The sequence below is a fragment of the Acidobacteriota bacterium genome (assembly GCA_016716715.1).
Lineage (GTDB): Bacteria > Acidobacteriota > Thermoanaerobaculia > UBA5066 > UBA5066 > Fen-183.
Map to the genome: position 1 here is coordinate 102027 of JADJVE010000006.1, position 13379 is coordinate 115405.

The window sequence follows — 13379 nt, forward strand, 5'->3', positions numbered from 1 at the left end:
CCCGCCCGGAGGGCTCGATCCTGCCCGCGAGGACGAACGTGAACGTCTACTGGATTCTCTCGGACGACGACGCCGGAAACGCGCTCGAGGCCGTGTCGCGCCAGGTTTCCGAGGGCGACCACGGCAGTCCGGCGCTCTCGGGCGCGCTCGGCGTGCTGCGCTTCCACTCGGAGATCTTCAACGACGCCGTCCTCGAGACCGAACGGGCGTTCTTCGCGCCCGCGATCAACGCCTTCCGCCGCGGCCTCACGAAGGTGTTCTGGTGGTACGGCCTCCCGCAGTGGGGGCAGGTGTCGGAGTACCAGCACGCCATCTCGAGCGTGATCGACATCATCCTCGCCGACCAGCGGCGCCTCAGGACGCGCGTCGCGGATCTGGAGCGGAAGCTGGCGGAGATCGAGGCGCGCACGGGCGGGACGCCTTGACGGACGGGCCGCGCCTCCGCGTGACGTGGCAGTCCCGCTGGGGGCTGCCGATTGGCTACGCGAGCACGTCCGAGGAGCTCGCCCGGGCGCTCCTCGCGCGCGACGTCGACCTCGCGTTCCGACCTACACCCTGGCCGCGGAGCGCCCACATCGCGGACCCCGTTCTCGAAGCCATCTCCCGGCGCCCTCCCTACGAGGACGCACCGCAGGTGAGCTACGAGCAGGCCGACCTGTTCTACACGGCCCACCGCGGCACACGCGTCGGGTTCACGATGCTCGAGGTAGACGGCATCCCACGCGCGTGGGCGGACGCTTGCAACGCGATGGACGAGGTGTGGACGCCCTCCCATTGGGGGGCAGAGCGTTTTCGGGAGAGCGGCGTCACGAAGCCGATCCGCGTCGTGCCGCTCGGCTACGACGCCGGACGCTTCCGGCCGGAGCCCGGAGCCCGCCGGGCGAGCCCGCGGTACACGTTCCTCTCGGTCTTCGAGTGGGGAGAACGGAAGGCTCCGGAGATCCTGCTGCGCGCGTACGCGGCGGCGTTCTCGGGAGCCGACGACGTCCTCCTCGTCGTCCGCGCGAACAACCACGACGGGCACGTCGACGTGCCCCGGCAGATCGAGGAGCTCGGCCTCCCCCGGAACGGCCCGCCGGTCGCGTTCCTCTACAACACGCACATCCGCGCGAACCAGCTCGCCATGCTGTACCGGAGCGCGGACGCGTTCGTGCTGCCGTCGCGCGGCGAAGGCTGGGGAATGCCGATTCTCGAGGCGATGGCCTGCGGCCTGCCGGTGATCGCGACCCCGTGGAGCGGGCCTTCGGAGTTCCTGCACGAGGACGTCGGCTACCCCATCGCCGTGAAGGGCCTCGTGCCCGCGGACGCGAAATGCCCGTACTACGAAGGATTCCGCTGGGCCGAGCCCGATCTCGACGACCTCGTGGCAAGGTTCCGGTACGTGTTCACGCACCGCGAGGAGGCCCGCGCGAAGGGAGCCCGGGCGGCGCAGGAAGCGGCCGCGAAGTGGACGTGGGCGCTCACGGCGGCCCGCGTCGAGGAGCGGCTGCGGGAGATCGGCGCCTGACGCCGGGGAGCGGCCCGCCTCCTATACTTCCGCCGTGACCCTTCACGTTCCCGACGACGAGTGGATCTCGGCGCGCGTCGAGAAGGCCCGGCACGAGCGCGAGATGGCCCTTGCGGCCGCGAAGCGTCTCGAGGACGAGGTCCAGCGGTTGTCGTACCGGGTCGCGGAGCTGGAGTCCGACCGCGTGGCGCTGAAGAACCGGACGGAAGAGGCCGAAGCGTACGTCGCGGCCGTCAAGACGTCGGCGCCGTGGCGCGCGATCCAGTGGCTGCGCGGCCTCGTGGGCCGGAAATGGTGAGCGACGCCGACGAGCTGGAGCGCCTGAGGAAGGAAGCGGCCGAGCTGCGGGCCCTCGTGCGTGAGCTGTCGGCCCGGCAGGCCGCGGCGGTGGCGACCCTGCCCCTGTCCTCCGCGCTCGCGCTCGCGAGAGGCGGCGATGCGGGAGCCGACGCGCCGTTCACGCTCGAGCTCTGGAACGAGACGATCGAGATGACACGGGCCGACGTCGCGCCCGAGATGGCGCTCCTGTGGAGGCGCCTCCCGGCCCGGGAGGGCGCGTGACGCCCCGCCGGGCGGCGATCGTCGTCCTCTGCTGGAACCGCTGGGACCTGACGCGCCGCTGCCTCGAGACGCTGAAGGCGCACACCGACCTCGCGCACGCCGACGTGATCGCCGTGGACAACGGCTCGACGGACGAGACGCCCGCGCGCCTCGCCGGGCTGCCGTGGGTGCGCGTCGTGACGAACACGTCGAATCTCGGGTACGTGCGCGGGAACAACGCGGGTATCGCCGCGGCGCCGCCGGACGCCGACGTCGTCCTCCTGAACAACGACGTGGAGATCCACCAGGACGGCTGGCTGGACGCGCTGCGCGAAACGGCCCACGCGTCGACGGACGTCGGGATCGTGGGCTGCCGGCTCGTCCTGCCGGACGGGCGGCTCCTCCACGCGGGGACGTTCATCCTGCCCGACACGTTCTGGGGCCAGCAGATCGGAGCGCTCGAGACGGACGTGAACCAGTACGCCGCAACGCGCGACGTCGAGGGGATCGTCTTCGCGTGCGCGTACGTGAAGCGCGAGGTGCTCGCGAAACTCGGCGGCCTTTCCGAGAGCTTCCGCTCGTATTTCGAAGACACGGACTTCTGCCTGCGCGCCCGGGACGCGGGGTTCCGCACGGTGGTCTGCGGCGCCGTCACGCTCGTCCACCACGAGCACGGCTCGACCGCCGACCAGCCGAAGACGTTCGAGGCCGTGTTCCAGGAGAGCCGGAAGACGTTTCGCGGCCTCTGGGGAAAGAAGCTCGAGGCGCGTTACCGGCACGACCTCTCGTGGCAGTCGATCCTGAACTTCCCCACCGGCTACGCGATGAGCTGCCGGGAGATCCTCCGGGCCTGCGAGGCGGAGGGGATCCGCGCCGCCTACGAGTACGTCTACGGGCCGGGGACGCCCTTTCCGGCGCGCGAGGACGAGAACGCCCGCGACTACGTCCTGAACGTGATCTCCGCCCGGAATAGCGGGTGGCGGCCGCGGGTCTCCGTCGTCTACGGCCAGGGCGACGTGTTCCGCCGCAACAAGGGCCGCACCCGGATCGGCTACACGATGCTCGAGGTCGACGGCTTCCCCGCGGAATGGGTGAAGCAGGCGAACACGATGGACGAGGTCTGGGTGCCCTCCCGTTTCAACCGCGACGGATTCCTCGCCTCGGGCCTGAAGAAGCCGGTCCACGTGATGCCGCTCGGCGTCGACGTCGACCACTTCCATCCGGGAATCCGCGGCGTCCGAAACCTCGCGGGCGACTTCGTCTTCCTCGCGAACTTCGAGTGGGGCGAGAGGAAGCGCGCCGACATGATCCTCAAGGTCTTCAACCAGACGTTCCGGCGCTCGGAGCCCGTCGTCCTCGTCTGCAAGGTCATCAACGTCAACGCGGCGACGAGCGTGCGCGCGCAGATCGAGGCCCTCGGCCTCACGGCGACCGGCGGGCGCATCGCGTTTCTCCACAACCGGGAGTTCCCGTACCACCAGCTGGGCGCGCTCTACCGCTCGGCGGACTGCTACGTATCGGCCGGGCGGGGCGAGGGCTGGGACATGCCGCTCATGGAGGCGATGGCGTGCGGCCTGCCGTCGATCGCCACGGACTGGGGCGCACACACCGAGTTCGTCCACGACGGGATCGCGTACCCGCTGAAGAGCCGCGGCCTCGTTCCGGCAGACGCGCGCGCCCCTTACTACAAGGGCTTCCGCTGGGCCGACCCCGACCCCGAGCACCTCGCGCACCTGTTCCGCCACGTGTTCGAGCATCGCGACGAAGCCGCCGCGAAGGGCCGCCGCGCAGCTTCCGAGATGGCGGCCTCGTGGACGTGGGCCCACGCGGCGCGCCGAATTGCGGCGCGGCTCGACGCCATCGGATAGAGGCGCGTTCCTATCCTGCGGCCGGCTTGGTCAGGACGCACGTCAGCGGGAGGCTCGCGTAGCGGTACACGAGAGGACCCGTGAAGCGCCCGCCGAGGAGCCGACACAGGAGCCGTCTCCCGGAATGCGAGCGTGTGAGACGGACCACGGAGGACGGCAAGCCCTCCTGGAAGTCCGCGTCGGGATAGAGCGCCCGGTAGCGAACGGTCCGAGGCGAGAGCTGTCTCCCCCGAAAACCCGCTGCCCGCCACGCATCACGGTATTCGTCAAAGGTGTAGATGTGCTCGTTGATCCCGTGCCGCGTTTCCTCGTTGTCCGGCCGGCGGGCCAGGATCGACCTCTTCTTCACGGGCTCCGAGATGAAGACGAATCGCCCGCCGGGCTTCAGGACTCGCCAGGCTTCCCGGAACACCCTCGCGGGGTCGGGAGAATGGTGGATCGACGCGCAACTGAAGACCGCGTCCGCCCATCCGTCTCGCAGAGGCACTTCGTGGAGGTCGCCGCACACCCTCTCGAAAAAGATCCCGTCCTGACCAAAGAAGACGTCCGCGGTCTCGAGACCCAGAAACCGCTTCTTGAGAACATCCACCGCGACGAGCTCGGCGGCCCGACCGACCGCCATCAGGAACCGGGACGACCACGTGCGGCCCGCACCCAGGTCCACGACGCGGAGCCCCGCGAAACTGACGTGCTCGAAGAGCTGGAAGAAGTCCGGGGCGACGTGTGTCCACGGCTCATGGGGATACCAGGGCAGCGCGGTCATCGTCGGCACGAGCGATTCCTCGAGCGGACCGGCCATTTCGTGCCAGCCGCCGATCTCCCGCGCGAGCGCCTCGTCCTGGGGATCCAGCATGTCGACGATTCCGCGCTCGATTCGAAAGCGGCGGCCGCAGCCGCGGCACTCCAGTTCGCCCTCCCGCACCTCTCGCTCGTCGCTCTGGCGGATCGAGAGCTGCCACGCGGACTGCCGGCACCCGCGACACCTCAGGTTCTCCGCAAACGACTCTTTCAATCGGTCTCCGGTTCGGCTTCCTGCCGGAAACGATACACGGCCCGGCCCTGACGCTATGCTCGCCCCATGAACGCCGCCGCCCCCGGCTTCTCCGGCGCGCACGTCCTCGTCACGGGCGGCGCCGGATTCATCGGCTCGAATCTCGTGATCGCCCTCGTGGGGCGCGGCGCGGACGTGACCGTCGCCGACGCGATGATCCCGGGCTACGGTGGAAACCTCTTCAACCTCGAGAGCGTGCGAGAGAGGATCGCCTTCCACGAGGCCGACATCCGGGACCCGGATGCGATGAGAAGGCTCGTCGACGGCCAGGACGTCGTCTTCCACCTCGCGGGCCAGGTCGACCACATCCTCAGCCTCACGGACCCGTTCCCCGACATCGACATGAACGTGAAGGGCACGGCGGTCGTGATGGAGGCTCTCAAGAAGGTCAACCCCCGGGCCCGCGTCGTCTTCACGGGAACGCGCGGGCAGTACGGCCCCGCCGTGTCGCTCCCCGTTTCCGAAGACGCCCCTACGAACCCGCGCGGGATCTACGAGATCTCGAACCTCACGGCCGAGAAGATCATCGAGGTCTACGACCGCGTGCACGGGATTCCGTCGTCGCTGCTGCGCCTCACGAACGTGTACGGGCCGCGCGCGCAAATGAAGCACTCGCGCTACGGCGTCGTGAACTGGTTCGTGCGCCTCGCGCTGGACGGCGAGACGATGCGCGTGTTCGGGGACGGCACGATCCAGCGCGACTTCCTTTACGTGGACGACTGCGTGGAGGCCATCCTCCTCGCGGCCGCGCCGGACGCGCCGCGCGCCGAGGTCCTGAACGTTGGCGTCGACGTCCCGACGACGTTCCAGGACCTCGCCGTGGAGCTCGGGGCGCAGACGGGCGCGCACTGGGAGTACGCGCCGTTCTCGGCCGAGCGCAAGGCGCAGGAGCCTGGCGACTTCTACTCGGACGTCTCGAAGATCCGCCGCCTCCTCGGCTGGAGTCCGCGAACGCCGTTGCGCGAAGGCCTCGAACGAACGCTCGCGTTCTACCGCCTCCACCGGGCGCACTACTGGTAGGGTTGGGGGAGATGACGCATCAGGCCGCCCCCGTGCTCGGCCAAAACGCCGTGATCGAGCCCGGCGCCCGCCTCGGCTCCGGGGTGACGGCCGGCCACAACGTGACCGTCCACGCGAACGTCACGGTCGGCGACGGTGTCTTCATCGAGGACGGTGCGGTCCTCGGACGCCGCCCGCGGACGAGCGGGAACACGACGCGCCCCGTGCCCGCGGACCCGGGGCCGCTCGTCCTCGGCCCGGCCTGCGTGATCGGCGCGAACGCGGTTCTCTATGCGGGATCGACGCTCGGCGCGCGGGTCATGGTGGGCGACCTCGCCTCGGTGCGCGAAGGGTGCCGCGTCGCGGACGACGTCGTCCTCGGGCGCGGCGTCCTCGTCATGTACGACACGGTCGTCGGGGCGCGGACGCGCGTGATCGACGGCGCGATCCTGACCGGAAACATGGTGATCGAGGAGGACGTCTTCATCGGCCCCGGCGTCCTCACCGTGAACGACAACGAGGTCTACCTCCGCCGATTCGGCCTCGCGCCGTGGGCGGTCGCGGGACCGCGCGTCAGACGCTTCGCGCTGATCGGAACGGGCGCAAACCTCATCGCGGGCATCACCGTCGGCACCGGGGCGATCGTCGCGCCCGGCGCCGTCGTGACGCACGACGTTCCCGACTGGACCGTCGTCGCCGGCGTGCCGGCGCGCCCCGCAGGCCCCGTCGCGGACGCCGACCGCGAGGCCATCCTCCGGCGGTTCGCATGAGTCGCGTCTCCGTCGTTGTTCCCGTCTTCCACAACGCGCCCAGCCTGCCCGACCTCCTCGCGCGGCTCGCGGCGCTCGCTTCGCGCCACCCGTCCGACGACTTCGAGTTCGTGTGCGTGGACGACGGCTCGAAGGACGACTCGCTCGCGGTGCTCGTGCGGCTGCAGACCGCCGAGCCGCGTCTCCGCGTCGTGAAGCTCTCGCGCAACTTCGGCTCGAACGCGGCGCTCCTCGCGGGGCTCGCGCACGCAAACGGGGACGCGGTCGCGACGATCTCCGCCGACCTGCAGGACCCTCCCGAGACGCTCGACGCGATGCTCGCGCGCTGGCGCGAGGGGAAGAAGGTCGTCCTCGCCGTGCGCGAGGGGCGCGACGACCCGTTCGCGACGGCCTTCCTCGCGAACGTCTTCTACCGGCTCTTCCGCCGCTACGCGATCAAGACGATGCCCGAGCAGGGCTTCGACTTCTTCGTCGTGGACCGCAGCGTGCGCGACCTCCTCCTGCAGATTCAGGAGAGCAACGCGTATCTCATGGGGCTCGTCCTCTGGCTGGGCTTCGACCCGGCGTGCGTGCCCTTCCGGCGCCAGGCGCGCGAGAAGAGGTACGGGAGCTCGATGTGGGGCTTCGGGCGCAAGCTGAAGTACTTCATCGACTCGTTCGTCGCCTTCTCGTACGTGCCCATCCGCGCCGCCTCGCTCCTCGGGCTCCTCGTCTCTGTTGCGGGCCTCGCGTACGCTCTCTTCATCGTCGTCGCGCACTTCTTCTTCGACCTCAAGGTGCAGGGCTGGGCCTCGCTCATGGTCGTGCTCCTCATCGTGTCCGGCGCGCAGCTCCTCGTCATGGGCGTCATCGGCGAATACCTGTGGCGGAACCTCGACGAGACGCGCCGCCGTCCACGCTTCATCGTGGAGGCGGTCCTCGAGCCGGAAGGCCGGCCTCGCCCCTCGTGAAGAAGGCGCGCGCCGCCCCGGACGCCCTCCAGCGCCGTGGCCGCGCCGCCGCGCTCGCGTTCGTGGCGCTCGGGATCGCCCTCCGGGTCGCCACCGCGTATCCCGTCCACAAGTACGCCGCCGACGCGGACTGCCTGAACTGCGGATTCGTCGGGCTCCGGATCAACGAGGGCCACCCGGCGGTCTGGCTCACGCCTCGGCGGGCCGGCGCGCTCGAGTGCTACGGGCACGCGGCCGCTTTTCGCGCGTTCGGGCCGACGCGCGAGGCGCTCGCGATCACGCCGCTCGTCTCGAGCTCGCTCGCGCTCGCGCTTTACGCCGCGCTCGTCCTTCCTCTGCTCGGCCCCGTCGCGGGCCCGCTCGCCGTCCTCCTCTTTGCCCTCCCGCCGCCGGCCTACCTCTTCTGGACGTACATGCCGAACGGCTACCCGGAGACGATGCTGCTCTGCCTCGCGGTTCTTCTCGCGGCCGAGCGGGTCCGGCAGGCGCCCTCGGATCTCCGGCGCCTCGCAGTTCTCGGGCTCGTCGCGGGCCTCGGCTTCTGGAACTCGATCCAGACTCTCGCCGCGACCATTCCCGCGTGTCTCGGGCTTCTCGCGGCGCGGCCGCGGGAGCTCGCCCGCCGGCGAGCGGCCGGAGTCACGGCGGCGGCCTTTCTCGTCGGCGCCCTTCCCTGGATCGCGTGGAACGTCGCCGTGCCCCTGGGGTCGTTCCAGGGCAACTTCTCCGTCCAGCCGGCGTCGGGCCTCCGCGCCCTCGGCGAGAACGCGCGCTACCTCTTGTCCTACGCGCTCCCGGAGCTCGTCGCATCCGTCGACCCCGAGAACGGACTGAACCCGACTTCCGCTCTTGCGCGGATCCTTCGCGGCCCTGTCCTGCTCGTCTGGGCCGCGGCCGCGCTCTTCGCGGCCTGGCGCGCGTGGACCGCCCTGGCGAAGTACCGCCGCGACCGGAATGGCGACGTTCTCCGGGAACTGGCGCTCCCCCTCGTCGCGCTGACGATCTGCGCGCTCGCCGTGCTCTCGGGCGCCGGCGGAATGCGCGGACTCACGGTCCGGTACGTGCTCCCCGCGTTCTTCGTCCTGCCGGCGGCGCTCGGGCTCGCCGCCACCGCGGCGGCGCGAACGGGACGGCTCGCGGGAGCGCTTGCAGCCGCGGCCGTCTGCACCGTCGTCGTCTTCAACCTCTCGGTCTACTTCCTCCCGGGATCGGCCCCGCGCCGTCTCTGGGAGAAGCGGCTCGACGCCGACTCGGATCTGATCGCGTTCCTCGGCGAGCGCGGGATCGAGGCGGTCAGCGGCGACTACTGGGCCGCGTACCCGGTGAATTTTCTTTCCACCCGGAGGATCGCCGGCGTTCCGTTCCAGCCGGCGGGGGACTTCTACGGGGTCGAGGACTCTCTCGGCGGGCGGTCGCTCCGCTGGGCCGTCGTCGGGAGCACCCGCGCCCAGATCGAACGCCTCATCTCGGTGACCGGCGACTCCGGGTTGCTCGTCGAGGTCGCGTTCGAGCGCTGGGTCTTCATCCCGGAGGTCAACGTGCAGCCGGCCGCGGCCTTCCTGTCGAGGTACCGGGCGGCCTTCGCAGGCGTCCCGTGAGATCTCCGGCGCGCCTCGCGGAAGGTTCCCGGCCGCCGTGGGGGCTGTGGGCGTTCCTGACGCTCCTCGTGTGGGGCCTGTTCGCTCCCGACCGCGGGCTGTACCAGGACGACGTCTCCGTGCTGGCGGTCGTCCAGGAGGCGTGGAAGTCCGCGGGCGTCTCCGGGCTGTTCGCGCCGATGGGAGCCCCGACGCGCCGCCTGCTCGGCCTGCCGACGTTTCTCGCGTGGCTGACGCCCGAGCCCGTCTTCGCGCTGCAACTTCTGTATGGCCTCGCATGGCTGGCCATCGGCTGGGCGACGTGGCGCCTCGCGCGCGAGCTCTTTCCCGGTGCACCGCGCGCCGCCTGGCTCGCGGGCACGCTCACCGTCTGCGCGACGGGCGACTTCCTGACGGCGAGCCCCGTGGCGCTGAGCTACCAGACCTGCACGCTCCTCGGCCTCCTCGGTCTCGCGTTCGCCATGAGGTTCGTGAACGGCGGGCCGTGGCCGTGGCTCGCTGCGGGCGGCGCGAGCGCTGCGGCGAGCGTATTCACCGGCGACGGCGCGACCGTCGCGCTCGCGCTGGCGCCCCTCCTGTTCGTGGCCGCCCGCGGCTTCGGGACACGCCCCGTCGCGGCGACGTCCGTCTGGGCCGCCTTGCTCGCCCCTTACGGTCTCCTCCTCGCGGCGGCCTTCCGCGCGCCCGGTTCGTACGTGAGCCAGGCGACCGTTCCTCTGACGCTCGCCGCCCGCTTCCGCCACACCGCGTCTCTCACGGCGAACGACCTCTTCCCATGGACGTGGCCGCTCGGGCGCGTTCCGTTCGGAGACGCGCCGCCGCGCGCGATTCCGGTCTGGATCTGGGTCGCCGCGGCGCTTTGCGGTCTGTTCTTCGTGATGCGAATGCTCCAACGTCTTCCCGGCGACCAGACGTCGCGGGACCCGGCGCGCGAGCGCCTCCTCGCCGGGTGGTGCGCCGTCGCCGCTGTGGCGGGTCACGCCGCTTACGCCGGCGTCCACTTCTCCGAGTACTACTACCGCACGCAGGTCCTCTCGCGCGTCCTCGTCTCGATCGTCCTCGGGCTCGCCGCGAGCCGGCTCCTTGCGGGCGGCCGCGCCGCGCGTGCCGCCGCCCTCGCCGTCGTCGTTCTCTTTACGGGTTTCGGGATCGCCGGGGGAATGGAGCGCCAGGACATGTATCTCGCGACGTGGCGTCGGCACAGGGTCGAGCTTGCGTCGCTCGTCGAGGAAGTGCCGCGCGCGAAGCCCGTTGCGATCCTCCTCCTCTTCGTGCCGCACGATCCCGCGTTCCAGGCGACCGAGGCGCCGTATCTCGCGAAGCGCTGGAGCCAGCTCCTCTGGGAGAACACGGCGACGCGCCCGCGGACGTTTCTGTGGTCCGAAGACGCGAGGACCGCATGCGTGGCCGACGCCGAGGGCTTGCGCTGCCGGATGCCGGAGGACCAGTCCTGCTTCGACTCCGGCGCTTGCCCGGGCGAGAGGCTGCTCTGGAACGAAGTCGTCCTCCTCACGTGGCGCCCCGTCGAGGGACGGTTCCGGCTCGAAGAGGAGTTTCCCGCGGCGCTTCTCGGCGACCAGCCGCCGCCGCTCGGCCGCTATCGGCCCCGCGACCTGATCCTCCCGGGGCCGCCGGATCCGGGCACCCGGCGCTATCTGCACGGAGACGTCGGCCTCGCGCGCTTCCTGCCCTGAGTCAGCGGGCGACGACGACGTTCGCGGCGTACGGTGCGCCGCCCTTAGACGAGAACCGCGTGATCCCCTCCTGCTCGAGGTCGAGGCTCAGCACGTACTCGCCCGGCGCTTCTGGCGCGCGCAGCGCGAATGCGAGGTCGGCCCGGCCTCCGGGCGGCACGCGCCGGCCGGGCGTCGCGAACGCCTGCTCGCCGGCCGAAGGGCCGCTCCACGTGGCGACGAGGCGCACGTTGTTCATCCACGTGCAGGGCCCCTCGTTCTCCGCCTGGATCGTCGCGCGGAATTCCCCTCCCGGAGCGAGGCGCTCCGGAAGAGATGCCGAGCCCCACGCGACCCGGTAGGCCGCCGACGGCATCGGGAGCGCGCCGGCGGCGCCGATCCCGTCCCGCACCGCGGGCGCCAGTGCGTGAAACACGGCGAACGCTCCCGCGCGCGTCTCGCGAAACAGCGCACCCGACTCGAGCAACGCGTCGCGGAAACAGGCGTCGCGCGGCGGAAGGAGGACGACCGCCGGGCTCTCCGCGGCGCGCACCGCCGCGTCCCACTCGAGGTTGCGCGTGCCGTCCTCCCGGGCGATCGGGGTCGCGAGGATCGAGCCGCCGCTTTCGAACGTCACGCGATAGGCGGTCCAGTAGTTGGCGTACACGCGCGTCGCGCCCGCGTTCCTGAGCGCACCGAGCAGCGGTTCGAGGGGCCCCGTGACCTGTGCGTCGTCCACGTCTTCCGTGTGCCGGCGGGCCTTCGCCGTGCCGGACAGGTTGCTCGCGAGGAGGAGCGCGAAGCCCGCCGCCGCTGCGGCCCGCGGCAAGCCGCGCGCGGCGCCGGCCACGCTCGCGGCGAGGAGGGGGACGAACGCCGCGTAGGCCGCGACCATGTAGCGCGGCTCGCGCGGCGCGAGCCGCGCCACGAGGATCGTCGCCGCGGCGAGTGCGGCGAGGACCGCGAGAAGCAGACGGAGCCGGCGGTCGCGCCGCGCGGCTAAGAGGGCGGGCACGAGGAGGAGGCCCGCGACGACGGAAACCACGACGAACGCTCCGGGAAATGAAGGCTCCGTCACACTTGAAAAGTTTGGCCGCGCGGCGCCGAGGAGAACGGGCAGCGACTCGCCGAAGAACCGGGACAGGTTCGAGAGGAGTCCCGCGCCCGACGCCAGCGACATCTCGCGAGCGCGGGCGCTCTGGCCGGCGTGTCTGAGGTTCCAGACGAGCGAGGGCGCGGCGCCCAGGATCGCCCCGGCCCCGCACGCGGCGAGCGCGGCGAAATCCGGGCGGCGGCCGGGCCGTGCCAGGAGCCAGAGGCCCGCCACGGCGACGACCGGGAGCGTCACCGGGGTCACCCAGACTCCGACTCCCGCGGCGAGGCCGAGCAGCGCGAGCAGCGCGCCCGCGGGCCGCCCCGCCTCGAGCCGGGCGTCGGCCTCGGTCGCGAGCCACAGCACGGCGAGCCCGAGCAGCGCGACAGAGGCGTAGGCGCCGTCCGACGTCAGGACCTTGTACGGCAGGAAGAACGGAGGGATCGCGAGGTAAGCCGCGGCGAGGAGCCCGGCGCGGCGGCCGAAGAACCGGGCGGCGTACGCGGCTGTGCCCGCCCAGAAGACCGCCCACAGGGCGACGTAGAACCCGCGAAAGGCCTCCGGGGTCGCGCCGAGGAGCCCGAAGAGCGGCGCGAGGAGATGTGGCTCCAGAGTCCCGCCGTAAGTCGCGCCCCAGTAGAAGACGGGATGCCCGCGGCCCTCGAGGATGTGCCGCGCCATGAGCGCGACGACGGCCTGATCGGCGCTGGCCGGGATGCGCGCCGAGGCGATCCACCAGGCCGCGAGGGCGCCCGAGAGAACGAAAAGAGCGGCGAACGGCAGGAACGCCCGAAGCCGCTCTCGTGACACCTTTGGAATTTAACCCGGAGGCAGGTGCCTCCGGGGACTGCTTACTGGAAGTAGCCGGTGACGTCGAGGATGGCGTGGGTCGTGCCCCCGCCAACCGTGCCGTACGCCAGCGCGAGATCCTGGGTCGCGGCCACCCCCAGCGGCACGATCGCGCCATTCGCGATGGCGGGCTCGTTCGCGAGGAAGTTCAGCGTGGAGACGACGGGGAACGTGCCGCCCGCGGGCCACATGCTGAAGAACCCGTCAACCGTGGGCGTGGCGATCGTCGCGTTGAGCGACACGGCCTTCGCCGTCGACGGCACACCGCAGACGCCCTTGATCGTCACGTTGCGTTGCGTGGCGGCCGGGAGGGCGTTCGAGGGGCGCGAGTCGTAGGCGCGGCAGGGCGTGAGCGCGTAGTACTGCAGGCCGGCCTGGGCCTGCGCCTGCGTGGCCGAGAGGCCTGCGGCAACGGCGGACGCGACGAGAAGGGCGCGGACGATACGAACCTTGCTCATGAACTTTCTCCTCTTTCCGGCTT

The 13379-nt window shown here is 71.2% G+C and carries 13 protein-coding genes; 10 read left to right on the plus strand and 3 right to left on the minus strand.

The genetic code is table 11. The features are described from left to right. Positions 1-38 precede the first annotated feature (38 nt). Genes IPL89_11050 through IPL89_11070 form a run of 5 tightly spaced genes read left to right on the plus strand, consistent with a single transcriptional unit; the run spans position 39 to position 3915 of the window. On the plus strand, positions 39-425 hold the full coding sequence (locus IPL89_11050; GenBank protein ID MBK9063714.1) for a hypothetical protein: 387 nt from the start codon (positions 39-41) through the stop codon (positions 423-425). Continuing rightward, positions 422-1507, plus strand: a complete 1086-nt coding sequence (locus IPL89_11055) for a glycosyltransferase (GenBank protein ID MBK9063715.1) — start codon at positions 422-424, stop codon at positions 1505-1507. The genes IPL89_11050 and IPL89_11055 overlap by 4 nt, the downstream gene beginning before the upstream one ends. A 34-nt stretch (positions 1508-1541) precedes the next feature. Beyond that, complete coding sequence (locus IPL89_11060) at positions 1542-1805, plus strand: hypothetical protein (protein MBK9063716.1); 264 nt, start codon at positions 1542-1544, stop codon at positions 1803-1805. Further along, entirely contained in the window at positions 1799-2068 is a 270-nt protein-coding gene (locus tag IPL89_11065; protein MBK9063717.1) for a hypothetical protein, read from the plus strand. Before IPL89_11060 ends, IPL89_11065 begins: the two co-directional genes overlap by 7 nt. Then, a complete protein-coding gene (locus IPL89_11070; GenBank protein ID MBK9063718.1) occupies positions 2065-3915 on the plus strand; it encodes a glycosyltransferase in 1851 nt (616 codons plus the stop codon). Before IPL89_11065 ends, IPL89_11070 begins: the two co-directional genes overlap by 4 nt. Positions 3916-3925: 10 nt before the next feature. Here IPL89_11070 and IPL89_11075 read toward each other — a convergent pair whose 3' ends face one another. Then, positions 3926-4927, minus strand: coding sequence for a methyltransferase domain-containing protein (locus IPL89_11075; protein MBK9063719.1), 1002 nt, complete (start codon positions 4925-4927; stop codon positions 3926-3928). Positions 4928-4993: 66 nt separating this feature from the next. Between IPL89_11075 and IPL89_11080 the strand changes: the two genes are divergently transcribed. The 5 genes from IPL89_11080 to IPL89_11100 are packed head-to-tail and all read left to right on the plus strand — an operon-like array spanning position 4994 to position 10977. Next, positions 4994-5986 carry an NAD-dependent epimerase/dehydratase family protein gene (locus IPL89_11080; GenBank protein MBK9063720.1) on the plus strand — a complete coding sequence of 331 codons (993 nt, stop codon included), beginning with the start codon at positions 4994-4996 and terminating at the stop codon, positions 5984-5986. Positions 5987-5997: 11 nt separating this feature from the next. After that, positions 5998-6735: an N-acetyltransferase gene (locus tag IPL89_11085; protein MBK9063721.1), complete on the plus strand. Its 738-nt coding sequence runs from the start codon at positions 5998-6000 to the stop codon at positions 6733-6735. After that, complete coding sequence (locus IPL89_11090) at positions 6732-7685, plus strand: glycosyltransferase family 2 protein (protein MBK9063722.1); 954 nt, start codon at positions 6732-6734, stop codon at positions 7683-7685. The genes IPL89_11085 and IPL89_11090 overlap by 4 nt, the downstream gene beginning before the upstream one ends. After that, positions 7682-9283, plus strand: coding sequence for a glycosyltransferase family 39 protein (locus IPL89_11095; protein ID MBK9063723.1), 1602 nt, complete (start codon positions 7682-7684; stop codon positions 9281-9283). The genes IPL89_11090 and IPL89_11095 overlap by 4 nt, the downstream gene beginning before the upstream one ends. After that, on the plus strand, positions 9280-10977 hold the full coding sequence (locus tag IPL89_11100; GenBank protein MBK9063724.1) for a hypothetical protein: 1698 nt from the start codon (positions 9280-9282) through the stop codon (positions 10975-10977). Before IPL89_11095 ends, IPL89_11100 begins: the two co-directional genes overlap by 4 nt. 1 nt (position 10978) lies before the next feature. On the opposite strand, the gene IPL89_11105 is transcribed toward IPL89_11100, so the two are convergent. Beyond that, positions 10979-12859: a hypothetical protein gene (locus tag IPL89_11105; protein ID MBK9063725.1), complete on the minus strand. Its 1881-nt coding sequence runs from the start codon at positions 12857-12859 to the stop codon at positions 10979-10981. Between the two features lie 41 nt (positions 12860-12900). Next, positions 12901-13356: a hypothetical protein gene (locus IPL89_11110; protein ID MBK9063726.1), complete on the minus strand. Its 456-nt coding sequence runs from the start codon at positions 13354-13356 to the stop codon at positions 12901-12903. Positions 13357-13379 lie beyond the last annotated feature (23 nt).